The 25798-nt window shown below is 54.9% G+C and carries 15 protein-coding genes, 6 tRNA genes, 3 rRNA genes and 1 pseudogene; 2 read left to right on the top strand and 23 right to left on the bottom strand.

What is annotated here, in order from left to right:
- Positions 1-4: 4 nt before the first annotated feature.
- The 23 genes and pseudogenes from rpsG to tyrS form a co-directional block, all read right to left on the bottom strand.
- Positions 5-475, bottom strand: a complete 471-nt coding sequence (rpsG, locus tag ACUN0G_RS16385; protein WP_002555493.1) for a 30S ribosomal protein S7 — start codon at positions 473-475, stop codon at positions 5-7.
- 118 nt (positions 476-593) lie between these two features.
- Entirely contained in the window at positions 594-965 is a 372-nt protein-coding gene (rpsL, locus tag ACUN0G_RS16380; RefSeq protein ID WP_002555494.1) for a 30S ribosomal protein S12, read from the bottom strand.
- Positions 966-1181: 216 nt separating this feature from the next.
- Positions 1182-5381, bottom strand: a complete 4200-nt coding sequence (gene rpoC / locus ACUN0G_RS16375; protein ID WP_003210090.1) for a DNA-directed RNA polymerase subunit beta' — start codon at positions 5379-5381, stop codon at positions 1182-1184.
- Positions 5382-5445: 64 nt separating this feature from the next.
- The gene (gene rpoB, locus ACUN0G_RS16370) at positions 5446-9519 is read right to left on the bottom strand and encodes a DNA-directed RNA polymerase subunit beta (protein WP_017476319.1); all 4074 of its coding nucleotides are present in this window, start codon (positions 9517-9519) and stop codon (positions 5446-5448) included.
- 220 nt (positions 9520-9739) lie between these two features.
- Positions 9740-10105, bottom strand: a complete 366-nt coding sequence (gene rplL, locus ACUN0G_RS16365) for a 50S ribosomal protein L7/L12 (RefSeq protein ID WP_003210093.1) — start codon at positions 10103-10105, stop codon at positions 9740-9742.
- Between the two features lie 78 nt (positions 10106-10183).
- The gene (gene rplJ / locus ACUN0G_RS16360) at positions 10184-10684 is read right to left on the bottom strand and encodes a 50S ribosomal protein L10 (protein ID WP_003210095.1); all 501 of its coding nucleotides are present in this window, start codon (positions 10682-10684) and stop codon (positions 10184-10186) included.
- Positions 10685-10882: 198 nt separating this feature from the next.
- Positions 10883-11578: a 50S ribosomal protein L1 gene (gene rplA, locus ACUN0G_RS16355; RefSeq protein WP_003176434.1), complete on the bottom strand. Its 696-nt coding sequence runs from the start codon at positions 11576-11578 to the stop codon at positions 10883-10885.
- Positions 11578-12009 (bottom strand): 50S ribosomal protein L11, encoded by a 432-nt coding sequence (gene rplK, locus ACUN0G_RS16350; protein WP_003210097.1) that lies wholly within the window; start codon positions 12007-12009, stop codon positions 11578-11580. The genes rplA and rplK overlap by 1 nt, the downstream gene beginning before the upstream one ends.
- Positions 12010-12126: 117 nt before the next feature.
- A complete protein-coding gene (nusG, locus tag ACUN0G_RS16345) occupies positions 12127-12660 on the bottom strand; it encodes a transcription termination/antitermination protein NusG (protein ID WP_003176436.1) in 534 nt (177 codons plus the stop codon).
- Positions 12661-12669: 9 nt separating this feature from the next.
- Positions 12670-13038: a preprotein translocase subunit SecE gene (gene secE / locus ACUN0G_RS16340; protein ID WP_003210099.1), complete on the bottom strand. Its 369-nt coding sequence runs from the start codon at positions 13036-13038 to the stop codon at positions 12670-12672.
- Between the two features lie 45 nt (positions 13039-13083).
- Positions 13084-13159: transfer RNA gene (locus tag ACUN0G_RS16335), tRNA-Trp, on the bottom strand.
- Positions 13160-13323: 164 nt separating this feature from the next.
- Positions 13324-13399, bottom strand: a tRNA-Thr gene (locus ACUN0G_RS16330).
- Positions 13400-13425: 26 nt separating this feature from the next.
- Positions 13426-13499: transfer RNA gene (locus tag ACUN0G_RS16325), tRNA-Gly, on the bottom strand.
- A 23-nt stretch (positions 13500-13522) separates the two neighbouring features.
- Positions 13523-13607 (bottom strand) — tRNA-Tyr (locus tag ACUN0G_RS16320).
- A gap of 143 nt (positions 13608-13750) precedes the next feature.
- A complete protein-coding gene (locus ACUN0G_RS16315; protein ID WP_258342429.1) occupies positions 13751-14197 on the bottom strand; it encodes a hypothetical protein in 447 nt (148 codons plus the stop codon).
- Between the two features lie 7 nt (positions 14198-14204).
- Positions 14205-14954, bottom strand: coding sequence for a pantothenate kinase (locus ACUN0G_RS16310; protein WP_445573830.1), 750 nt, complete (start codon positions 14952-14954; stop codon positions 14205-14207).
- Positions 14944-15902: pseudogene (birA, locus tag ACUN0G_RS16305) on the bottom strand (bifunctional biotin--[acetyl-CoA-carboxylase] ligase/biotin operon repressor BirA). The gene ACUN0G_RS16310 and the pseudogene birA overlap by 11 nt, the downstream one beginning before the upstream one ends.
- 169 nt (positions 15903-16071) lie before the next feature.
- Positions 16072-16187, bottom strand: a 5S ribosomal RNA gene (gene rrf, locus ACUN0G_RS16300).
- Between the two features lie 171 nt (positions 16188-16358).
- Positions 16359-19252: ribosomal RNA gene (locus tag ACUN0G_RS16295) — 23S ribosomal RNA — on the bottom strand.
- 249 nt (positions 19253-19501) lie between these two features.
- Positions 19502-19577: transfer RNA gene (locus ACUN0G_RS16290), tRNA-Ala, on the bottom strand.
- A 30-nt stretch (positions 19578-19607) separates the two neighbouring features.
- Positions 19608-19684: transfer RNA gene (locus ACUN0G_RS16285), tRNA-Ile, on the bottom strand.
- An 83-nt stretch (positions 19685-19767) separates the two neighbouring features.
- Positions 19768-21304 (bottom strand): 16S ribosomal RNA (locus ACUN0G_RS16280).
- Together the 16S, 23S and 5S rRNA genes with 2 tRNA genes alongside form the textbook arrangement of a ribosomal RNA operon.
- 551 nt (positions 21305-21855) lie before the next feature.
- Positions 21856-23055: a tyrosine--tRNA ligase gene (tyrS, locus tag ACUN0G_RS16275; protein ID WP_445573829.1), complete on the bottom strand. Its 1200-nt coding sequence runs from the start codon at positions 23053-23055 to the stop codon at positions 21856-21858.
- Between the two features lie 211 nt (positions 23056-23266).
- Between tyrS and ACUN0G_RS16270 the strand changes: the two genes are divergently transcribed.
- Together ACUN0G_RS16270 and ACUN0G_RS16265 are read left to right on the top strand one after the other, a co-directional pair.
- The gene (locus tag ACUN0G_RS16270; RefSeq protein WP_421525972.1) at positions 23267-24679 is read left to right on the top strand and encodes a peptidoglycan DD-metalloendopeptidase family protein; all 1413 of its coding nucleotides are present in this window, start codon (positions 23267-23269) and stop codon (positions 24677-24679) included.
- A 3-nt stretch (positions 24680-24682) separates the two neighbouring features.
- Complete coding sequence (locus ACUN0G_RS16265; RefSeq protein WP_445573828.1) at positions 24683-25774, top strand: anhydro-N-acetylmuramic acid kinase; 1092 nt, start codon at positions 24683-24685, stop codon at positions 25772-25774.
- Positions 25775-25798 lie beyond the last annotated feature (24 nt).

Raw genomic sequence — 25798 nt, 5'->3', positions numbered from 1 at the left:
AGAATTAGAAGCGGTAGTGCGAGAAAGCTTTGTTGGCTTCAGCCATACGGTGCACGTCTTCACGCTTCTTAACAGCAGCACCTTTACCTTCAGCAGCGTCCAACAGTTCGCCAGCCAAACGCAGGGCCATAGACTTCTCGCCGCGCTTACGGGCGAAGTCTACCAACCAGCGCATTGCCAAAGCGTTACGACGGGACGGGCGAACTTCAACCGGAACCTGGTAAGTAGCACCGCCTACACGGCGCGACTTCACTTCGACCAGCGGAGCGATGGCGTCGAGAGCTTTCTCGAAGATTTCCAGGGGGTCGCTGTTCTTGCGTTCTTTAACCTTTTCCAGCGCGCCATAAACAATACGCTCGGCAACGGCTTTCTTGCCGCTTTCCATCACGTGGTTCATGAACTTGGCCAGAATTTGGCTTCCGTATTTTGGATCGTCAAGCACTTCGCGCTTGGCTGCTACGCGTCTTCTTGGCATGGATAAGCCCTCAAACGGTCTTCAGGTTCGCTCGGAATTAGTGCCCTTTCGGGACGCCTCCGACCTTACTCTTATCGACTCAGAAAATAAGATGATTCAGTTTTACAAAAAGCCGCTACTACTTAGGCTTCTTGGTACCGTACTTCGAACGACCCTGGTTACGACCTTTAACGCCGGAAGTATCCAAGGAGCCGCGTACGGTGTGGTAACGAACACCTGGCAAGTCTTTTACACGACCGCCGCGGATCAGTACCACGCTGTGCTCTTGCAGGTTGTGGCCTTCACCGCCGATGTACGAGGAAACCTCGAAACCGTTGGTCAGGCGCACACGGCATACTTTACGCAGTGCCGAGTTAGGTTTTTTCGGCGTAGTGGTATACACGCGAGTGCATACGCCACGACGTTGCGGGCAGTTCTGCAGCGCAGGCACGTCGGATTTCTCGACGATACGCTTACGCGGCTGACGTACCAGCTGGTTGATAGTTGCCATCTACTAGCTCCACTGTTGTCTTGCGACGCTATTGTCTTGCAAGAAAAGCAAAATGGCAGGAACGAATTCCCGCCAAATTTAGGGGTACAAGAGTCTAAAGAGGATCTTGTCCCCAGTCAAGGCAAGGCCCCGACCTCCCCCTCCATCGAACCGGGACAAATCTGTCTCGATCCGACGAACGGGGCTGCCAGGGCCCGGTCTTATTTACCGCAGAACTCAGTTACCGCTTGAGTTCAGTGCTTCGGTCAGTGCAGCTTCCACTTCACTGGCGCTTACGCGCAGCGGCTTGTCGAGTTCACGGCGGCGCTTGCGCTCGCTGTGGTAGGCCAAGCCGGTACCGGCTGGGATCAGTCGACCCACAACCACGTTTTCTTTCAGGCCGCGCAAGTAGTCGCGCTTGCCGGTTACCGCTGCTTCGGTCAGTACGCGAGTGGTCTCCTGGAAGGAGGCCGCCGAGATGAACGACTCAGTGGACAACGACGCCTTGGTGATACCCAGCAACACACGAGTGAACTTGGAAACGAATTTCTCGTCGTTCGCCAGGCGCTCGTTCTCTACCAGTACGTGAGTCAGTTCCATCTGGTCGCCCTTGATGAAACTCGAATCGCCGGATTCAGCGATTTCAACTTTACGCAGCATCTGACGCAGGATGGTCTCGATGTGCTTATCGTTGATCTTCACGCCTTGCAGACGGTAAACGTCCTGGATCTCGTTAACGATGTACTTGGCCAGCGCACTCACACCCAGCAGACGCAGGATGTCGTGTGGATCGCTCGGGCCGTCGGAGATAACTTCGCCGCGGTTTACCTGTTCGCCTTCGAAGACGTTCAGGTGACGCCACTTCGGAATCAGCTCTTCGTACGGATCGCTACCGTCGTTCGGGGTAATGACCAGACGGCGCTTGCCTTTGGTCTCTTTACCGAACGCGATGGTGCCGCTGACTTCAGCCAGAATCGACGCTTCTTTCGGACGACGAGCTTCGAACAAGTCGGCAACACGCGGCAGACCACCGGTGATGTCACGGGTCTTCGAAGTTTCTTGCGGGATACGAGCGATAACATCACCGATCGCGATCTTCGCACCATCCGCAACACCGACCAGGGCGTTGGCTGGCAGGAAGTACTGAGCGATAACGTCAGTGCCTGGCAGCAACAGATCCTTGCCGTTGTCATCAACCATCTTCACAGCAGGACGGATATCTTTGCCTGCAGCTGGACGGTCTTTGGCGTCGAGTACTTCAATGTTGGTCATACCGGTCAATTCGTCAGTCTGACGCTTGATCGTGATGCCTTCTTCCATGCCCACGTAGGTCACGGTACCTTTCATTTCGGTAACGATTGGGTGAGTGTGCGGATCCCACTTGGCCACGATTGCGCCAGCGTCGACCTTGTCACCTTCTTTAACCGAAATCACAGCACCGTACGGCAGTTTGTAACGCTCGCGCTCACGACCGTAGTCATCAGCGATTGCCAGCTCACCGGAACGGGACACAGCTACCAGGTGGCCATCCACTCGCTCAACGTGCTTCAGGTTGTGCAGGCGGACGGTACCGCCATTCTTCACCTGTACGCTGTCGGCTGCGGAGGTCCGGCTTGCCGCACCACCGATGTGGAACGTACGCATGGTCAGCTGGGTACCCGGCTCACCGATGGACTGGGCAGCGATAACGCCGACCGCTTCACCGATGTTCACCTGGTGACCACGAGCCAAGTCACGGCCGTAGCACTTGGCGCAAATGCCGTAGCGGGTTTCGCAGCTGATCGGCGAGCGAACAATCACTTCGTCGATGCTGTTGAGTTCGATGAACTCGACCCACTTCTCGTCTACCAGGGTGCCGGCAGGAACAATAACTTCCTCGGTACCTGGCTTGAATACGTCACGAGCGATTACTCGACCCAGTACGCGCTCACCCAACGGCTCTACAACGTCGCCGCCTTCGATGTGCGGAGTCATCAGCAGACCGTGTTCGGTACCGCAGTCAACTTCAGTCACAACCAAGTCTTGCGCAACGTCTACCAGACGACGAGTCAGGTAACCGGAGTTAGCGGTTTTCAACGCGGTATCCGCCAGACCTTTACGAGCACCGTGAGTCGAGATGAAGTACTGAAGTACGCTCAAACCTTCACGGAAGTTCGCAGTAATCGGCGTTTCGATGATGGAACCGTCCGGCTTGGCCATCAGGCCACGCATACCGGCGAGCTGACGGATCTGCGCAGCAGAACCCCGTGCGCCCGAGTCGGCCATCATGTACATCGAGTTGAACGACTCTTGATCGACTTCTACGCCATGACGGTCGATAACGCGCTCTTTCGAGAGGTTCGACATCATCGCCTTCGACACTTCGTCGTTGGCCTTGGACCAAAGGTCGATCACTTTGTTGTACTTCTCGCCCTGGGTTACCAGGCCGGAGGCGTACTGGCTTTCGATCTCTTTCACTTCATCGGTAGCAGCACCGATGATGGCAGCTTTCTCGTCCGGGATAACGAAGTCGTTAACACCGATGGAAACGCCGGAAATGGTCGAATAAGCAAAACCGGTGTACATCAACTGGTCAGCGAAGATAACGGTCTCTTTCAAACCAACCACGCGGTAGCACTGGTTGATCAGCTTGGAGATCGCCTTTTTCTTCATTGGCTGGTTGACCACGTCGTACGACAGGCCAGGCGGAACAACCTGGAACAACAGCGCACGGCCGACAGTGGTGTCGACAATACGGGTGTTCTTGACGCTGCCACCGTCACGATCGTTGATGGTTTCGTGGATGCGGACTTTAACCTTGGCGTGCAGTGCGGCTTCGCCGGCACGGAACACACGGTCAACTTCCTGCAGATCCGCGAACACACGACCTTCGCCCTTGGCGTTGATCGCTTCACGAGTCATGTAGTACAGACCCAATACAACGTCCTGCGACGGAACGATGATTGGCTCACCGTTGGCTGGCGACAGAATGTTGTTGGTCGACATCATCAACGCACGCGCTTCCAGCTGGGCTTCCAGCGTCAGCGGTACGTGCACGGCCATTTGGTCGCCGTCGAAGTCGGCGTTGTACGCAGCACAGACCAGAGGGTGCAGCTGGATAGCCTTACCTTCGATCAGTACCGGTTCAAACGCCTGGATACCCAGACGGTGAAGGGTCGGTGCACGGTTGAGGAGAACCGGGTGTTCACGGATCACTTCAGCGAGAACGTCCCAAACCTCAGGCAGTTCGCGCTCGACCATTTTCTTGGCGGCCTTGATGGTAGTCGCGAGACCACGCATTTCAAGCTTGCCGAAAATGAACGGCTTGAACAGCTCGAGAGCCATCTTCTTCGGCAGACCGCACTGGTGCAGACGCAGGGTCGGGCCTACGGTAATTACCGAACGACCGGAGTAGTCAACACGCTTACCGAGCAAGTTCTGACGGAAACGACCTTGCTTACCCTTGATCATGTCAGCCAGGGATTTCAGAGGACGCTTGTTCGAACCGGTGATAGCGCGGCCACGACGACCGTTGTCGAGCAGGGCATCGACAGCTTCTTGCAACATACGCTTTTCGTTGCGCACGATGATGTCCGGAGCGGACAGGTCGAGTAGACGCTTCAAGCGGTTGTTACGGTTGATCACGCGACGGTACAGGTCGTTGAGGTCGGAAGTCGCGAAGCGACCGCCATCCAACGGTACCAGCGGACGCAGGTCTGGCGGCAGAACCGGCAGAACGGTCAGCACCATCCACTCTGGCAAGTTGCCGGAACCCTGGAAGGCTTCCATCAACTTCAGACGCTTGGACAGTTTCTTGATCTTGGTTTCGGAGTTGGTTTGCGGAATTTCTTCACGCAGACGGCCAATCTCGTGTTCCAGATCGATAGCGTGCAGCAGTTCGCGGACAGCTTCGGCACCCATGCGGGCATCGAAATCGTCGCCGAACTCTTCCAGCGCTTCGAAGTACTGCTCGTCGTTCAGCAGCTGACCCTTTTCAAGGGTGGTCATGCCTGGATCGATAACGACATAGCTCTCGAAGTAGAGAACGCGTTCGATATCACGCAGGGTCATGTCCATCAGCAAGCCGATACGGGACGGCAGCGATTTCAGGAACCAGATGTGGGCAACCGGCGAAGCCAGCTCGATGTGCGCCATGCGCTCACGACGAACCTTGGCCAGTGCAACTTCAACGCCGCACTTCTCGCAGATCACACCACGGTGCTTCAAGCGCTTGTACTTACCGCACAGGCACTCGTAATCCTTTACCGGGCCAAAGATCTTGGCGCAGAACAGGCCGTCACGTTCTGGTTTGAACGTACGGTAGTTAATGGTTTCCGGCTTTTTAACTTCACCGAACGACCACGAACGGATCATCTCAGGCGATGCCAATCCAATACGGATGGCGTCGAACTCTTCGACTTGACCCTGGTTTTTCAGCAAATTCAGTAGGTCTTTCAAGGCCTTTCCTCCTGGCGGAGCAGAGAGCGGGCTAAACAGCCCCGCTCTCGATTCGCGTCACGTGTTATTCGGTTTCCAGATCGATATCGATGCCGAGGGAACGAATTTCTTTGATCAACACGTTGAAAGACTCGGGCATGCCCGGCTCCATACGGTGATCGCCGTCCACGATGTTTTTGTACATCTTGGTCCGACCGTTCACATCGTCCGACTTCACTGTGAGCATTTCTTGCAGAGTGTAAGCAGCACCGTATGCTTCCAGTGCCCAGACCTCCATCTCCCCGAAACGCTGACCACCGAACTGAGCCTTACCACCCAGCGGCTGCTGGGTAACCAGGCTGTACGAACCGGTAGAACGAGCGTGCATCTTGTCGTCTACCAAGTGGTTCAGCTTCAGCATGTACATGTAGCCAACAGTAACCGGGCGCTCAAACTTGTTGCCGGTACGGCCGTCGAACAGCTGCATCTGGCCGCTTTCTGGCAGGTCTGCCAGTTTCAGCATGGCCTTGATTTCGCTTTCCTTGGCACCGTCGAACACCGGGGTAGCCATTGGAACGCCGCCGCGCAGGTTCTTCGCCAGATCCAGGATTTCCTGGTCGGAGAAGGTGTCCAGCTCTTCGTTGCGACCGCCGATCTCGTTGTAGATCTCGTGCAGGAACTTGCGCAGGTCAGCAACCTTGCGCTGCTCTTCGATCATACGGTTGATCTTCTCGCCCAGACCTTTGGCCGCGAGGCCCAGGTGGGTTTCAAGGATCTGACCAACGTTCATACGCGAAGGTACGCCCAACGGGTTGAGGACGACGTCGACCGGGGTGCCATTGGCATCGTGCGGCATGTCTTCAACTGGCATGATCACGGAGACCACACCTTTGTTACCGTGACGACCGGCCATCTTGTCGCCCGGCTGGATGCGGCGACGGATTGCCAGGTAAACCTTGACGATTTTCAGCACGCCTGGAGCCAGGTCATCGCCCTGCTGCAGTTTGCGCTTCTTGTCTTCGAACTTGTCGTCCAGCAGACGGCGGCGATCGACGATGTAGGCCTGGGCCTTCTCGAGCTGCTCGTTCAGAGCATCTTCAGCCATGCGCAGTTTGAACCACTGGCCGTGCTCAAGACCGTCGAGTACTTCGTCGGTGATGTCCTGACCTTTCTTCAGACCTGCGCCGCCTTCAGCCTTGTGGCCTACCAGGGCGGAACGCAGACGTTCGAAGGTCGCGCCTTCAACGATACGGAACTCTTCGTTCAGGTCCTTGCGGATCTCGTCGAGCTGGGTCTTCTCGATAGACAGTGCACGAGCATCACGCTCAACGCCGTCACGGGTGAAGACCTGTACGTCGATAACAGTGCCCTTGGTACCGGTAGGTACACGCAGGGAAGTGTCTTTAACGTCGCTGGCTTTTTCACCGAAGATGGCACGCAACAGCTTCTCTTCCGGAGTCAGTTGGGTCTCGCCTTTCGGAGTGACCTTACCTACCAGGATGTCGCCTGCGCCAACTTCAGCACCTACGTAAACGATACCGGCTTCGTCCAGCTTGTTCAGTGCAGCTTCACCCACGTTCGGGATGTCTGCAGTGATTTCCTCTGGCCCAAGCTTGGTGTCACGCGCCACACAGGTCAGTTCCTGAATGTGGATCGTGGTGAAGCGATCTTCCTGAACCACACGCTCGGACAGGCAGATGGAGTCTTCGAAGTTGTAACCGTTCCAGGCCATGAACGCGATGCGCATGTTCTGACCCAGTGCCAGCTCACCCATATCGGTGGACGGACCGTCTGCCATGATGTCGCTGCGCTGAACCCGATCACCCTTGCTTACCAGCGGACGCTGGTTGATGCAGGTGTTCTGGTTGGAGCGGGTGTACTTGGTCAGGTTGTAGATGTCGACACCGGCTTCGCCAGTTTCAACTTCGTCATCGGCAACACGAACCACGATACGGCTGGCATCAACGGAGTCGATCACGCCGCCACGACGAGCCACGACGCAAACGCCGGAGTCACGGGCTACGTTACGCTCCATGCCGGTACCTACCAGCGGCTTGTCAGCGCGCAGGGTGGGTACAGCTTGACGCTGCATGTTGGAACCCATCAACGCACGGTTGGCGTCATCGTGTTCCAGGAACGGGATCAGCGACGCTGCAACCGAAACCACCTGCTTCGGCGATACGTCCATCAAGGTGACGTCTTCCGGTGCCTTGACGGTGAACTCGTTCAAGTGACGAACAGCTACCAGCTCGTCGATCAGCATTTTCTTGTCGTTCATCGTGGCCGAAGCCTGAGCGATCACGTGATCAGCTTCTTCGATGGCGGACAGGAACACGATCTCGTCGGTGACCAGTGCGTCTTTCACCACACGGTACGGGCTCTCGAGGAAGCCGTACTGGTTGGTGCGCGCATAAGCAGCCAGGGAGTTGATCAGGCCGATGTTCGGACCTTCCGGCGTTTCAATCGGGCATACACGACCATAGTGAGTCGGGTGTACGTCACGAACTTCAAAGCCTGCACGTTCACGAGTCAGACCGCCCGGGCCCAGTGCGGAAACACGGCGCTTGTGGGTGATCTCGGAGAGCGGGTTGTTCTGGTCCATGAACTGCGAGAGCTGGCTGGAACCGAAGAACTCTTTCACCGCCGCAGCCACTGGCTTGGCGTTGATCAGGTCTTGCGGCATCAGGCCTTCGCTTTCGGCCATCGACAGACGCTCTTTGACCGCACGCTCAACACGTACCAGGCCAACGCGGAACTGGTTCTCGGCCATTTCGCCTACGCAGCGAACACGACGGTTACCCAGGTGGTCGATGTCATCGACGATGCCTTTACCGTTACGGATGTCGACCAGGGTCTTCAGTACCGCGACGATGTCTTCCTTGCACAGCACGCCCGAACCTTCGATCTCGGTACGACCGATACGACGGTTGAACTTCATCCGGCCGACCGCAGACAGGTCATAGCGCTCAGGGCTGAAGAACAGGTTGTTGAACAGGGTCTCGGCAGCGTCTTTGGTTGGTGGCTCGCCAGGACGCATCATGCGATAGATCTCGACCAGCGCTTCCAATTGGTTGCTGGTGGAGTCGATCTTCAGGGTGTCGGAGACGAACGGACCGCAGTCGATGTCGTTGGTGTACAGGGTCTCGATGCGAACAACCTGGGACTTGGCGATTTTCGCCAGGATCTCGGTGTTCAGCTCGGTGTTGCATTCAGCCAGGATTTCGCCGGTGGCCGGGTGCACGATGACCTTGGCGGTGGTGCGACCCAGGACGTAGTCCAAAGGCACTTCCAGCGTCTTGATACCGGCTTTTTCGATCTGGTTGATGTGGCGCGCGGTAATACGGCGGCCGGCTTCAACGATGACCTTGCCTTTTTCGTCCTGGATGTCCAGAACGGCAATCTCACCACGCAGGCGCTGAGGCACCAGTTCCAGGCTGAGGGTTTCGCCGCTCAGGTGGAATACGTTAGTGGTATAGAAGGCATCCAGCACTTGCTCAGTGGTATAGCCGAGCGCGCGCAGCAGTACCGAGGCCGGCAGCTTGCGACGACGGTCGATACGCACGAACACGCAGTCTTTCGGGTCGAACTCGAAGTCCAGCCACGAACCACGGTACGGAATGATCCGCGCGGAGTACAGGAGCTTGCCGGAGCTGTGCGTCTTGCCGCGGTCGTGGTCGAAGAACACGCCCGGGGAACGGTGCAGCTGGGAAACGATAACGCGCTCGGTACCGTTGATAACGAAGGTACCGTTCTCAGTCATCAAGGGGATTTCACCCATGTAGACTTCTTGCTCTTTGATGTCCTTGATCGCTTTGTTCGACGACTCTTTGTCGAAGATGATCAGACGGACTTTTACCCGCAAAGGTACGGCGTACGTAACACCGCGCAACACGCATTCTTTGACATCAAATGCCGGTTCGCCCAGTCGATAACCGACGTACTCCAGCGCAGCATTGCCGGAGTAGCTGATGATCGGGAAAACGGATTTGAAGGCCGCATGCAGGCCCACGTCGCGGAACTGATCTTTGGTCGCTCCCGCCTGCAAGAATTCACGATACGAATCCAGCTGGATAGCCAGAAGGTACGGCACATCCATGACGTCCGGCAACTTGCTAAAGTCCTTGCGGATACGTTTTTTCTCAGTATATGAGTAAGCCATCAGCGTTCCCCAGCTTGGTCACCTGCTTGTTTGGCCCCTCCCGACGGGAGCAGCCAGAAAATCTTGCAAACCCCATGGTTTGCGCCACCGCATCGGGTGGTTACAGCGCGTTAGAGGCGACGACCGAGTCGATTGCCAATAACGGAAAAAGGCCGGTGGCAAGAGCCACCAGCCATCAGCCTTCAGCTTAACGCTTGGGCTGGAGACGCAAGGTCGATGCTTACTTCAGCTCGACTTTAGCGCCTGCTTCTTCCAGCACTGCTTTAGCTTTGTCAGCTGCGTCTTTCGACACTGCTTCCAGAACCTGGGCAGGGGCGCCGTCAACTACTGCCTTGGCTTCTTTCAGGCCCAGACCGGTCAGTTCACGTACTGCCTTGATCACGTTTACTTTCTTCTCGCCAGCTTCCAGCAGCATGACGTTGAATTCGGTTTGCTCTTCAGCAGCAACAGCAGCAACAGCTGGGCCAGCGGAAGCAGCGGCAGCGGAAACACCGAATTTTTCTTCGAAAGCTTTGATCAGCTCAACAACCTGCAGAACCGACATTTCAGCTACGGCGTTGAGGATATCGTCTTGGGAGATAGACATTGCTGTAATTCCTGAATTGGGGGACGGCCTACGCGGCCATCGAAATAAACAAAAATACGCGAGAGGAAGTGCTCAGCCTTAGGCTGCTGCAGCTTCTTTTTGCTCGCGAACTGCGGCCAGAGTACGAGCCAACTTGCTGGTAGCGCCTTGAATCACGCTCATCAGCTGAGAAATAGCTTCGTTACGGGTCGGCAGTGTTGCCAGTACGTCGATTTGGTTAGCTGCGAGGAACTTGCCCTCGAACGCAGCTGCCTTGATCTCGAACTTGTCCTGACCCTTGGCGAATTCCTTGAACAAACGGGCAGCAGCGCCAGGATGTTCCTTGGAGAACGCAATCAGGGTCGGGCCGGTGAACACGTCGTTGAGGACACTGTATTCAGTGTCAGCAACAGCGCGCTTGAGCAGGGTGTTACGTACAACACGTACGTATACGCCAGCTTCACGAGCCTCTTTACGGAGTCCGGTCATAGCGCTTACTGTCACACCACGGGCATCAGCCACGACAGCGGACAGAGCAGCTTTGGCAGCCTCGTTGACTTCAGCGACGATGGCCTTCTTGTCTTCGAGATTAATTGCCACGGGTTTAACTCCTGCTTGTTACCGTTTCATCTGGCCTAGGCCGGATGTCGTTTTGGTGTCTGATTCGGTAAGGAACCGGGAGCACCATCTGCGTAGGCTTGTGGTTTAAGACTTGCGTCGCCTACGGTCTTGGATAGCCCCCGCCAGGCAGGGACCCCAATCTTTCAATTGGCGCAATTACTTGCGCCAATTTGTGTCTTATACGTCCAGCGAGCCTTGGTCGATGACCAGACCTGGGCCCATAGTGGTGCTCAGGGTAACGCGCTTGACGTAGATACCTTTCGAGGAAGCTGGCTTGATACGCTTCAGATCAGCGATCAGGGCTTCAACGTTTTCCTTCAGCTTGACGGCATCAAAGCCGACCTTGCCAACGGAGGTGTGAATGATGCCGTTTTTGTCGGTGCGATAACGAACCTGACCAGCCTTGGCGTTTTTAACCGCGGTAGCTACGTCTGGAGTTACGGTGCCGACTTTAGGGTTAGGCATCAGACCACGTGGACCGAGGATCTGACCCAACTGACCTACAACGCGCATTGCATCCGGGGAAGCAATTACGACGTCATAGTTCAGGTCGCCGCCTTTCATTTCGGCAGCCAGGTCGTCCATGCCAACGCGATCGGCGCCGGCGGCCAGAGCAGCTTCAGCTGCTGGGCCTTGGGTGAAGACAGCAACACGTACAGTCTTGCCAGTACCGTGTGGCAGCACAGTAGCGCTGCGAACGACCTGGTCGGATTTACGTGGGTCAACGCCCAGGTTTACAGCAACGTCAACAGACTCGCTGAACTTGACAGTCGACAGCTCGGTCAGCAGAGCAGCAGCGTCTACAAAGTTGTAGGACTTACCCGCTTCGATTTTGCCGGCGATAGCCTTTTGGCGCTTGGTCAGCTTAGCCATTACACACCCTCCACGTTAAGGCCCATGCTACGAGCAGAACCGGCGATGGTACGCACGGCTGCATCCATATCAGCTGCAGTCAGATCCGCGTTTTTGGTTTTCGCGATTTCTTCCAGCTGAGCACGGGTCACGGTGCCAACCTTAACGGTGTTAGGACGAGCGGAACCGCTAGTCAGACCAGCAGCTTTCTTCAACAGAACCGAAGCCGGGGTCGACTTGGTTTCGAAGGTGAAGCTACGGTCGCTGTATACAGTGATGATCACTGGAGTCGGCAGACCTGGCTCAATACCCTGAGTACGGGCGTTGAAGGCCTTGCAGAATTCCATGATGTTCACGCCGTGCTGACCCAGAGCTGGACCAACAGGTGGGCTTGGGTTGGCCTGAGCGGCCTTCACTTGCAGCTTGATGTAAGCGGTAATCTTCTTGGCCATGAGGCACTCCAATTACGGGTTCGAACGCCTCGAAAGGCTCCCCGGTTACTTGCGCGTTTATCCCAGTGACGACAAAACCCCACAGCCTAAGGCTGCGGGGTTGGGATGCTTGCTCAGCTAGACTTTTTCGACCTGGCTGAACTCTAGCTCTACCGGAGTAGAGCGACCGAAAATGAGCACTGCCACTTGGATCCGGCTCTTTTCGTAGTTAACTTCTTCGACAGTGCCGTTAAAATCTGCAAACGGACCATCTGTAACACGAACAACCTCACCCGGCTCGAACAACGTCTTCGGCTTGGGCTTGTCGCTACCGTCAGCAACGCGGCGCAGAATTGCTTCTGCTTCTTTGTCGGTGATCGGAGCAGGCTTATCAGCGGTACCGCCGATGAAACCCATGACGCGAGGAGTGTCCTTGACCAAGTGCCAAGTACCCTCATTCATGTCCATTTGAACCAGCACGTAGCCAGGGAAGAACTTGCGCTCGCTTTTGCGTTTCTGGCCATTACGCATTTCAACCACTTCTTCAGTGGGAACCAGAATTTCGCCGAAGCCATCTTCCATGCCTGCCAGCTTTACGCGCTCTAGCAAAGAGCGCATGACATGCTTCTCGTAACCCGAGTAAGCATGCACAACGTACCAACGCTTAGCCACGGGACACCCTTAGCCAACAATCAAGGAAACAAGCCAGCCGAGCAGGGAATCAAGCCCCCACAACAGCAACGCCATAACCAGAACAACAGCTACCACGATCAACGTGGTCTGCGTGGTTTCTTGGCGAGTCGGCCAAACGACTTTACGGATCTCGGTACGAGCTTCCTTCACCAGGACCGCAAACGACTTACCTTTTGCAGTCTGCAGGCCAACAAAGGCAGCGACAGCAGCGAGGGCGAGCAATGCGAGGACACGGTACAGGATTGGCGACCCAGAGTAATACTGGTTGCCAACAACGCCTACAACCACTACAGCGACTACTACAAGCCACTTGAGCAGATCGAAGCGAGAGCCTTGAGCTTCAGCCTTAGGAGTCATCTATGAAGATCCTGTGAAAAGAAAGCCAGACACACCAAGTGAATCTGGCAGGTCAGGAGGGAATCGAACCCCCAACCTACGGTTTTGGAGACCGTCGCTCTGCCAATTGAGCTACTGACCTAAAACAAAATCAGGCCGACAATTATGCCGATCTGAAAAAGACTTTACAACAACAAACCCCTTCGAACCTTGAACCACCTCAAACGAAGACAACGAGAGAGGTCAGAATCAATCAGAGGTAGCTGTTAAAACAAAGGCAGATATTTTCATATCTGCCTTGTTATATGGAGCTCTTGAGCGGATTTGAACCGCTGACCTCACCCTTACCAAGGGTGTGCTCTACCAACTGAGCTACAAGAGCGAAACAACTTGCACAACCTGCAAACTTGGAGCGGGTAGCGGGAATCGAACCCGCATCATCAGCTTGGAAGGCTGAGGTTCTACCACTAAACTATACCCGCGGAGCTTGCAGCTCACGCTAAAATGGTGGAGGGGGAAGGATTCGAACCTTCGAAGTCGTAGACGTCAGATTTACAGTCTGATCCCTTTGGCCGCTCGGGAACCCCTCCTAAGCGAGCCGGCATTCTACATCATGCCAGCCTTCTGTCAACCACTTTCTCATTAAAAAATATGAGGTTAGCTGCGTTGACCATCGCTTCACCTTGTCGACCCAAGAGGTCTTCACTGCGAAGCGGGCGCCATTCTATGCAAACTATTCGAAGGTTGCAATGCCTTCGCACGGCATTATTTTATGTTTTAACTCATTGAATTCATTAGCAAGGTTTTCAAAGGGTAGATCGTCGGCCAAGCGCCTGCTTTCAGGGGCTACTCGCAACCAGTACCCCGGAGCCTCAGGCAAACTCAGAGATTGCAGTTTGACCTTTATATCCAGGCTTGTGAGGCGCTGCTCGAGGGACTGGACCTCTTTCTGATCGGACAGGCCGCCGATGTACAGGCATGTAGGCTGCACTTCAGGCGCCTTTACCTTGTCTCGCCGCACCATCGCATCAGCCGATTCACTTAACAGCCTGATATCTTGCTGAGAGCCACGATAGAGCGCCAAAGGCGTGACATCTTTAGCGCGCAGAGGGGCTTCCTGCTGATGCCAGATGTAATAGAAGACATTGAGGACCAGCAAAAGCAGAAACAGCCAACGCATAAAAACCTCAGGACAAAGGGCACGCCATCGCCAAGCCAACAAAAACCAGATCAGGGACGAGCCTCCCATGAGGCACCGCGTCAGCCACCAACTCGGCGTCACCACCGGTGAGAAAGACAGTGAAGTCGCTCCCCCAGTAGCTTCGAGCCAATTCCAGCTGAGTCAGTACAAACCCTCTTAGCATGAGCGTACAGCCACGCTCTACCGCCTCCACTGTTGTACGCCCTGGAGACAGGGCCTCAAGGGCGCGCTCAGCAGCGATATCGTCATAGCGTATTTTTCGGGTGTGCGTTCGCAACTGGTTACGCATCAGCGGCATGCCAGGACAAATAAAGCCTCCGAGATGATCACCGTCTGCGGCAATGAAGTCCGCCGTTGCTGCAGTACCGAAATCAAGCACCAGGCAAGCGCCCGATGCCAACTGAAAACCACCCAGCATTGCGAGCCAGCGGTCCAACCCAAGGCGCTCGAAGTCTTCGTACCCGTTCCTAACCCCACCCATCTGCCTTGCCGAAGTAGCGCATAGGACCTTCACGCCAAACGCCTCCACCAGGGCAGTCACGAGCTGATTCGTCTCATCCGAGGCTCGAACACTCACCAACCGACAGTCCCTTAGCGCAAGCCCCGTGAGAGCGAACAGGCTTTCGATCAACGAGGCATCCGACCCAACGACGCCCTCGGCAAAGATGCGCGCCTTATCTGACTCAAGCACCCGCCATTTGATAAAGCTGTTCCCACAGTCGAGCTCAAGAATCATCACGCAGCCTCAGGCTTAGCTCACCACCGCTATATACTTTTTCGACACCATCCACGCTCAACCGTAACGCACCTTGCCCGTCGATCCCCAATACCACTCCGTCAATCTGATTCACGCCAGCGATGAGCGATACCGCCCGCCCCTGCCATAAATGGCTCTGCTCCCATTCACCCTGGATCGCGGAAAAGCCGGACAACCGGTGTCGCTCAAGATAAGCCTGCAGTTGCACACCAAGACGCGCACCAGGTAGTTACGATCGACAGCATTGCCAGTCTCCAATTGCACGGAGGTCCATTGCTGATCGACCTCATCCGCTTTTTGCATATTCACATTAATGCCGATACCGAGGACGACGTGACAAACATCAGCAGGATCCCCGATCAGCTCCAGGAGAATTCCGGCTATCTTTTTCTGCCCAACCAAAACGTCATTAGGCCACTTCAACCCAGCATTGCGAACACCCGCATCCCGCAGCGCCTGCATAACTGCAAGTCCGACTACAAGGCTTAGGCCCTCCAACTGACGCATGCCGCCGTCGATCCGCAGCACGAGGCTGTAGTACACGTTCTGAGCGAAAGGACTGACCCACTTACGCCCGCGCCTCCCCCTGCCGGCAGTTTGCTGCTCCGAAAGCACAAGAAATGGCGCAGTGCGGCCAGCCTCGATAAGCCGCAACGCTTCGGCATTAGTAGAGTCAATGGAGTCCGAGATATGAACAGTCCATGCAGGAGGCGGTATATGCCGAGCAATTTCATCAGCACTCAACAACACCAGGGGCGTAGCCAACTGATATCCCCTGCCGCGAACTTTATGGATAGGGAGGTTCAATTCCGCCTCGAGATGCTGAAGCTGTTTCCATACAGCACTGCGACTGACGCCCAAGGCAGCACCAAGCGCTTCCCCGGAGTGGAATCGACCATCTTTTAGAAGTTTCAACAACGTCAGCATGCAAGTCTCGCCTCACAATGAGGCACGCATGATAGCCATGCGTAGGGCCATTGCATAGAAAGGCAGGACTTTAGCATTCAAGACACTGACAGTCTTCGCCCGCCATACTTTCCGACCGCCCAAAACAAAACCCCTGATTGCGTTAGCAATCAGGGGTTTCGGAATTTAATCTTGACGATGACCTACTCTCACATGGGGAAACCCCACACTACCATCGGCGATGCATCGTTTCACTGCTGAGTTCGGGATGGGATCAGGTGGTTCCAATGCTCTATGGTCGTCAAGAAATTCGGGTACTGAGTCGTGACCAGCTGGCCTCGCTTCAGCAAATTGGGTATGTGATAGCTTTCGGTGTTTGTGAGTATCTCGAACTTTCGGTTCGTTTCGTCTTCACACACCGCAATCTGGTGCTCTTTCGCTTTTCAGCTCGAAGCCTGCAAATTGCTTGGGTGTTATATGGTCAAGCCTCACGGGCAATTAGTATTGGTTAGCTCAACGCCTCACAGCGCTTACACACCCAACCTATCAACGTCGTAGTCTTCGACGGCCCTTCAGGGAACTCAAGGTTCCAGTGAGATCTCATCTTGAGGCTAGTTTCCCGCTTAGATGCTTTCAGCGGTTATCTATTCCGAACATAGCTACCCGGCAATGCCACTGGCGTGACAACCGGAACACCAGAGGTTCGTCCACTCCGGTCCTCTCGTACTAGGAGCAGCCCCTCTCAAATCTCAAACGTCCACGGCAGATAGGGACCGAACTGTCTCACGACGTTCTAAACCCAGCTCGCGTACCACTTTAAATGGCGAACAGCCATACCCTTGGGACCGGCTTCAGCCCCAGGATGTGATGAGCCGACATCGAGGTGCCAAACACCGCCGTCGATATGAACTCTTGGGCGGTATCAGCCTGTTATCCCCGGAGTACCTTTTATCCGTTGAGCGATGGCCCTTCCATACAGAACCACCGGATCACTAAGACCTACTTTCGTACCTGCTCGACGTGTCTGTCTCGCAGTCAAGCGCGCTTTTGCCTTTATACTCTACGACCGATTTCCGACCGGTCTGAGCGCACCTTCGTACTCCTCCGTTACTCTTTAGGAGGAGACCGCCCCAGTCAAACTACCCACCATACACTGTCCTCGATCCGGATAACGGACCTGAGTTAGAACCTCAAAGTTGCCAGGGTGGTATTTCAAGGTTGGCTCCACGCGAACTGGCGTCCACGCTTCAAAGCCTCCCACCTATCCTACACAAGCAAATTCAAAGTCCAGTGCAAAGCTATAGTAAAGGTTCACGGGGTCTTTCCGTCTAGCCGCGGATACACTGCATCTTCACAGCGATTTCAATTTCACTGAGTCTCGGGTGGAGACAGCGCCGCCATCGTTACGCCATTCGTGCAGGTCGGAACTTACCCGACAAGGAATTTCGCTACCTTAGGACCGTTATAGTTACGGCCGCCGTTTACCGGGGCTTCGATCAAGAGCTTCGCGTTAGCTAACCCCATCAATTAACCTTCCGGCACCGGGCAGGCGTCACACCCTATACGTCCACTTTCGTGTTTGCAGAGTGCTGTGTTTTTAATAAACAGTCGCAGCGGCCTGGTATCTTCGACCGGCATGAGCTTACGGAGCAAGTCCTTCACCCTCACCGGCGCACCTTCTCCCGAAGTTACGGTGCCATTTTGCCTAGTTCCTTCACCCGAGTTCTCTCAAGCGCCTTGGTATTCTCTACCCAACCACCTGTGTCGGTTTGGGGTACGGTTCCTGGTTACCTGAAGCTTAGAAGCTTTTCTTGGAAGCATGGCATCAACCACTTCGTCATCTAAAAGATAACTCGTCATCAGCTCTCGGCCTTAGAATCCCGGATTTACCTAAGATTCCAGCCTACCACCTTAAACTTGGACAACCAACGCCAAGCTGGCCTAGCCTTCTCCGTCCCTCCATCGCAATAACCAGAAGTACAGGAATATTAACCTGTTTTCCATCGACTACGCTTTTCAGCCTCGCCTTAGGGACCGACTAACCCTGCGTCGATTAACGTTGCGCAGGAAACCTTGGTCTTTCGGCGTGGGTGTTTTTCACACCCATTATCGTTACTCATGTCAGCATTCGCACTTCTGATACCTCCAGCAAGCTTCTCAACTCACCTTCACAGGCTTACAGAACGCTCCTCTACCGCATCACCCGAAGGTGATACCCGTAGCTTCGGTGTATGGTTTGAGCCCCGTTACATCTTCCGCGCAGGCCGACTCGACTAGTGAGCTATTACGCTTTCTTTAAAGGGTGGCTGCTTCTAAGCCAACCTCCTAGCTGTCTAAGCCTTCCCACATCGTTTCCCACTTAACCATAACTTTGGGACCTTAGCTGACGGTCTGGGTTGTTTCCCTTTTCACGACGGACGTTAGCACCCGCCGTGTGTCTCCCATGCTCGGCACTTGTAGGTATTCGGAGTTTGCATCGGTTTGGTAAGTCGGGATGACCCCCTAGCCGAAACAGTGCTCTACCCCCTACAGTGATACATGAGGCGCTACCTAAATAGCTTTCGAGGAGAACCAGCTATCTCCGAGCTTGATTAGCCTTTCACTCCGATCCACAGGTCATCCGCTAACTTTTCAACGGTAGTCGGTTCGGTCCTCCAGTTAGTGTTACCCAACCTTCAACCTGCCCATGGATAGATCGCCCGGTTTCGGGTCTATTCCCAGCGACTAGACGCCCTATTAAGACTCGCTTTCGCTACGCCTCCCCTATTCGGTTAAGCTCGCCACTGAAAATAAGTCGCTGACCCATTATACAAAAGGTACGCAGTCACAGAACAAAGTCTGCTCCCACTGCTTGTACGCATACGGTTTCAGGATCTATTTCACTCCCCTCTCCGGGGTTCTTTTCGCCTTTCCCTCACGGTACTAGTTCACTATCGGTCAGTCAGTAGTATTTAGCCTTGGAGGATGGTCCCCCCATATTCAGACAAAGTTTCTCGTGCTCCGTCCTACTCGATTTCATGACTAAGAGATTTTCGCGTACAGGGCTATCACCCACTATGGCCGCACTTTCCAGAGCGTTCCGCTAATCTCAAAGCCACTTAAGGGCTAGTCCCCGTTCGCTCGCCACTACTAAGGGAATCTCGGTTGATTTCTTTTCCTCAGGGTACTTAGATGTTTCAGTTCCCCTGGTTCGCTCCATACACCTATGTATTCAGTGTAAGGTAACCATCTTATGATGGCTGGGTTCCCCCATTCAGACATCTCCGGATCAAAGTCTGTTTGCCGACTCCCCGAAGCTTTTCGCAGGCTACCACGTCTTTCATCGCCTCTGACTGCCAAGGCATCCACCGTATGCGCTTCTTCACTTGACCATATAACCCCAAGCAATCTGGTTATACTGTGAAGACGACATTCGCCGAAAATTCGATTCTTGCTCATAAAGAGCAACTCACAAATTTTACCTTAGCCTGATCCGTTACCAGTGAAAGTAACGTTCAGTCTATCTTTCTATCACATACCCAAATTTTTAAAGAACGATCTAATCAAAGACTAGAAATCAACATTCACCATCATAACAATGGAATGCTCATTTCTAAGCTTTCATAACGTAGAAGCAGTAGTGGTGGAGCCAAACGGGATCGAACCGTTGACCTCCTGCGTGCAAGGCAGGCGCTCTCCCAGCTGAGCTATGGCCCCGTATTTCTACAGGCGTTTCCCACACAAAATTGGTGGGTCTGGGCAGATTCGAACTGCCGACCTCACCCTTATCAGGGGTGCGCTCTAACCAACTGAGCTACAGACCCAATTTCGGGCTGCTTCTTTATCGTCTTCTTCAATGAATCAAGCAATTCGTGTGGGAACTTATGGAGCAGCTGATGTCGTCGATTAAGGAGGTGATCCAGCCGCAGGTTCCCCTACGGCTACCTTGTTACGACTTCACCCCAGTCATGAATCACACCGTGGTAACCGTCCTCCCGAAGGTTAGACTAGCTACTTCTGGTGCAACCCACTCCCATGGTGTGACGGGCGGTGTGTACAAGGCCCGGGAACGTATTCACCGCGACATTCTGATTCGCGATTACTAGCGATTCCGACTTCACGCAGTCGAGTTGCAGACTGCGATCCGGACTACGATCGGTTTTCTGGGATTAGCTCCACCTCGCGGCTTGGCAACCCTCTGTACCGACCATTGTAGCACGTGTGTAGCCCAGGCCGTAAGGGCCATGATGACTTGACGTCATCCCCACCTTCCTCCGGTTTGTCACCGGCAGTCTCCTTAGAGTGCCCACCATAACGTGCTGGTAACTAAGGACAAGGGTTGCGCTCGTTACGGGACTTAACCCAACATCTCACGACACGAGCTGACGACAGCCATGCAGCACCTGTCTCAATGTTCCCGAAGGCACCAATCTATCTCTAGAAAGTTCATTGGATGTCAAGGCCTGGTAAGGTTCTTCGCGTTGCTTCGAATTAAACCACATGCTCCACCGCTTGTGCGGGCCCCCGTCAATTCATTTGAGTTTTAACCTTGCGGCCGTACTCCCCAGGCGGTCAACTTAATGCGTTAGCTGCGCCACTAAGAGCTCAAGGCTCCCAACGGCTAGTTGACATCGTTTACGGCGTGGACTACCAGGGTATCTAATCCTGTTTGCTCCCCACGCTTTCGCACCTCAGTGTCAGTATCAGTCCAGGTGGTCGCCTTCGCCACTGGTGTTCCTTCCTATATCTACGCATTTCACCGCTACACAGGAAATTCCACCACCCTCTACCATACTCTAGCTCGTCAGTTTTGAATGCAGTTCCCAGGTTGAGCCCGGGGATTTCACATCCAACTTAACGAACCACCTACGCGCGCTTTACGCCCAGTAATTCCGATTAACGCTTGCACCCTCTGTATTACCGCGGCTGCTGGCACAGAGTTAGCCGGTGCTTATTCTGTCGGTAACGTCAAAACAGCAAAGTATTAATTTACTGCCCTTCCTCCCAACTTAAAGTGCTTTACAATCCGAAGACCTTCTTCACACACGCGGCATGGCTGGATCAGGCTTTCGCCCATTGTCCAATATTCCCCACTGCTGCCTCCCGTAGGAGTCTGGACCGTGTCTCAGTTCCAGTGTGACTGATCATCCTCTCAGACCAGTTACGGATCGTCGCCTTGGTGAGCCATTACCCCACCAACTAGCTAATCCGACCTAGGCTCATCTGATAGCGCAAGGCCCGAAGGTCCCCTGCTTTCTCCCGTAGGACGTATGCGGTATTAGCGTCCGTTTCCGAACGTTATCCCCCACTACCAGGCAGATTCCTAGGCATTACTCACCCGTCCGCCGCTCTCAAGAGAAGCAAGCTTCTCTCTACCGCTCGACTTGCATGTGTTAGGCCTGCCGCCAGCGTTCAATCTGAGCCATGATCAAACTCTTCAGTTCAAACATCTTTGGGTTTTTAAGAAACCCTAAACTTGGCTCAGCAATCGTTGGTTACATCTTTGATTTCTCGCGGAGTAACTTGTGATGCTGATAATCTTGTTGACTATCAGTCTGACTCCACAAGCACCCACACGAATTGCTTGATTCAGTTGTTAAAGAGCGGTTGGTTAAGATCTTTCGTCTCAACCGAGGCGCGCATTCTACAGCAGCCCCTGTTGCTGTCAAGCGGTTTTTTTAAGAAGTTTTCAAAGTTTCCTTTGTAACTTCAACCACTTGCGCTTCCGATCTCTCGTTAGCGGGAGGCGAATTCTACAGCGTTACACGCTGCTGTCAACACCTCTTTTTCTCCGCTTTCGACCGAGAAGATCGAACCGTTAATAGGGCCAGACAACACTGCCTTACTAACTCCTTCTGGGCTTCGATGATCTGAAGCAGCTCGTTGTCGAAACCTACATAACTCGTTGTTTACCAAGGAGTTTTCCGTTTCGACTGCGCCGGAAGTGGGGCGAATTATAGACAGATATAAATCGCCGTCAACAGTTAATTTCAGGTTATTCGGATTTAAGCGTAATACGCGCAAATGCCTTCTTGCCGGCCTGGCAAACGTGGGTCGCGCCCAGCTCGTATATAAAGGTGCGATCAACAACCTCACCATCTATACGCACACCGCCAGAACCCAGAAGGTCGCGCGCCACTGCCGAGTTCTTCACCAGGCCCGCCTTATTAAGGACAGCAGCAATCGGCATTGCCTCGGCAGCAGTCAATTCAACCTCAGGCAGATCATCCGGCAGCTCGCCATCCTTCATACGGTTACCCGCAGCACGGTGAGCGCTGGCAGCAGCCTCTTCGCCGTGGAAGCGCGCAACAATCTCTTCCGCCAGCTTGATCTTCACATCCCGCGGATTCGCACCAGCTTCCACTTCAGCACGCAATGCATTGATCTCATCCATCGAGCGGAAGCTCAGCAGCTCAAAGTAACGCCACATCAGCGCATCGGGAATCGAAACCAGCTTGCCATACATCACACCCGGCGCTTCCTGGATACCAACGTAGTTACCCAAGGACTTGGACATCTTCTTGACGCCATCCAACCCCTCCAGCAAAGGCATGGTCAGAATGCACTGAGTCTCTTGCCCATACGCACGCTGCAGCTCACGCCCCATCAGCAGGTTGAACTTCTGATCGGTACCGCCCAACTCGACATCGGCACGCAACGCTACCGAGTCATACCCTTGAACCAACGGGTACAGGAACTCATGGATCGCGATCGGCTGATTGGTGGAGTAGCGCTTATCGAAGTCATCGCGCTCGAGCATGCGAGCAACGGTGTATTGGGACGTGAGACGAATGAAGTCCGCCGGCCCCATCTGATCCATCCAGGTGGAGTTGAATGCCACCTCGGTCTTGGCCGGATCGAGAATCTTGAAGACTTGGGTTTTGTAGGTCTCGGCATTATCGAGAACCTGCTCACGGGTCAGCGGCGGACGCGTAGCGCTCTTGCCGCTCGGATCGCCGATCATCCCAGTGAAGTCACCTATAAGGAAGATCACCTGATGCCCCAGCTCTTGGAACTGGCGCAGCTTATTAATAAGCACTGTATGCCCAAGGTGCAGATCCGGCGCTGTCGGATCAAAGCCGGCCTTAATACGCAGGGGCTGGCCACGCTTGAGCTTTTCGATCAGCTCAGCTTCGACCAACAGTTCTTCCGCACCACGTTTGATCAGCGCTAGCTGCTCTTCAACCGACTTCATAACAGACCCGCAAGGCTCAGATTCAAAAGGGAACCAACCATACAAGATCAGGGACTAATTACAAGTTTTGCCCTGCGCACGGACACCGTTCAGCAAGCCCAGCGTTCGCAAGCTTGCACCACAGATGATTTGGTTATATTTTATACAGTTATTTCATCTTCATCATGTCATTCATCTTTTCCAATTCATCTTTTCAAAGTCAAAATTACTTATGACCACAGAACCGTCTAAAGCGCCGCCGCTTTACCCGAAGACCCACCTGCTCGCCGCAAGTGGGATCGCCGCCCTTCTGAGCTTGGCACTCCTGGTATTTCCTTCCAGCGATGTAGAAGCCAAACGAACGACACTGAGCCTTGACCTGGAAAGTCCGGTTGAGCAACTGACACAAGATCAAGACGCTTCCGACGCACTGCAAGCCACAAATGGCGCAGCAGAATCGCCGTTTGCCCAGATCGAAGACAGCGCTGAAGACACTAAAGAGACCGCAAAGGTCGAGCCTGCCGTAGAAGCACCCAAGAATCCGCTACACCGCGAAGTCATTGTTGCCAAGGGCGACACTCTTTCGACCCTGTTCGAAAAGGTCGGCCTCCCAGCCGCGACGGTCAACGATGTGCTGGCAAGCGACAAGCAGGCCAAGCAGTTCACCCAGCTCAAACATGGCCAGAAGCTCGAATTCGAATTGGCGCCCGATGGCCAACTGAACAACCTGCACAGCAATATCAACGACCTGGAAAGCATCACGCTGACCAAAGGCGCCAAAGGCTTTGCATTCAATCGCATCACCACCAAGCCAGTGATGCGCTCCGCCTATGTACACGGCGTGATCAACAGCTCGTTGTCGCAATCCGCCGCTCGCGCCGGCTTGTCCCACAGCATGACCATGGACATGGCCAGCGTGTTTGGCTACGACATCGACTTCGCCCAGGACATTCGCCAGGGCGACGAATTCGACGTGATCTACGAGCAAAAGGTCGCCAACGGCAAGGTCGTCGGCACCGGCAATATCCTTTCTGCGCGGTTCACCAACCGTGGCAAGACCTACACCGCCGTGCGCTACACCAACAAACAAGGCAACAGCAGCTACTACACCGCCGACGGCAACAGCATGCGCAAGGCTTTCATCCGTACTCCGGTTGACTTCGCTCGTATTAGCTCGCGTTTCTCGATGGGTCGCAAGCATCCAATTCTGAACAAAATTCGCGCTCACAAAGGCGTCGACTACGCCGCCCCACGCGGCACGCCGATCAAGGCTGCTGGTGACGGCAAGGTATTGCTGGCAGGTCGCCGTGGCGGCTACGGCAACACCGTGATCATCCAGCACGGCAACACCTACCGTACCCTGTATGGTCACATGCAAGGTTTTGCCAAAGGCATCCAGACTGGCGGCAACGTCAAGCAAGGCCAGGTGATTGGCTATATCGGCACCACCGGCCTGTCCACCGGCCCGCACCTGCACTACGAGTTCCAGGTCAACGGTGTGCACGTCGACCCACTGGGTCAAAAGCTGCCAATGGCTGATCCAATCGCCAAGGCCGAGCGCGCACGCTTCCTGCAGCAGAGCCAGCCACTCATGGCCCGCATGGACCAGGAGCGCTCCACCCTCCTGGCCTCGGCGAAACGCTAAGCCATGTCGCTCTATATAGGTGTGATGTCCGGGACCAGCCTTGATGGCCTGGACATCGCGCTGATCGAGCTGCAGCCGGCGATCAAGCTGATCGCCACCCACTACATCCCCATGCCTGAGTCCCTGCGTTCCGAGCTGCTTGGCCTTTGCGCCAGCGGCCCGGACGAGATTGCCCGCTCAGCGATCGCCCAGCACAACTGGGTGACACTTGCCGCCCAAGGCATTCACGCCCTACTCGATCAGCAGAAACTCAAACCTCAGGACATTCGAGCGATCGGCAGCCACGGCCAAACCATTCGCCACGAGCCTGCCCGGGGCTTTACCGTGCAGATCGGCAACCCGGCGCTGCTCACCGAATTGACCGGAATCACCGTCGTCAGTGATTTCCGCAGCCGCGATGTCGCCGCAGGTGGACAAGGCGCCCCGCTGGTTCCTGCCTTCCATGAGGCGTTGTTTGGCGAGCGCACGAGCAACCGCGCCGTATTGAACGTTGGCGGCTTCAGCAACCTCAGCTTGATCGAGACTGGCAAGCCGGTCGCTGGCTTTGACTGCGGCCCGGGTAACGTCCTGCTGGATGCCTGGATTCACCAGCAACGCGGCGAGAACTTCGACCGCGATGGCCAGTGGGCTGCCAGCGGGAAAGTTGAACCCCAGCTACTCAAGGCGTTACTCAGCGATCCGTTCTTCGTGACCAAAGGGCCAAAAAGCACCGGCCGCGAAGTATTCAACCTGGAATGGCTCGAGCATCACCTGGGGCAGTTACCGCCATTCGCAGCCCAAGACGTGCAAGCCACGCTGCTTGAGCTGACCGCCCTGACCATCGTCGAATCCCTGCAAACCGCACAACCACAGACCGAAACCCTGCTGGTCTGCGGCGGCGGTGCCCACAACGCAACCTTGATGAACCGCCTCGGCGCACTGCTACCAGCCACCCAAGTCAGCAGCACCGCCACTTACGGCGTGGACCCCGACTGGGTCGAAGCCATGGCCTTCGCCTGGCTGGCCCATTGCTGCCTTGAAGGCATCGCCGCCAACCGCCCCAGCGTCACCGGCGCCCGCGGCCTTCGCGTACTCGGCGCGATCTACCCCGCCTAAAAGCCCCACATAGCAAAACGCCGC

Source organism: Pseudomonas sp. 32A (assembly GCF_052682255.1).
The sequence above is the reverse complement of the archived record's forward strand: the minus strand, read 5'-3'. Positions and strand labels throughout refer to the sequence as shown.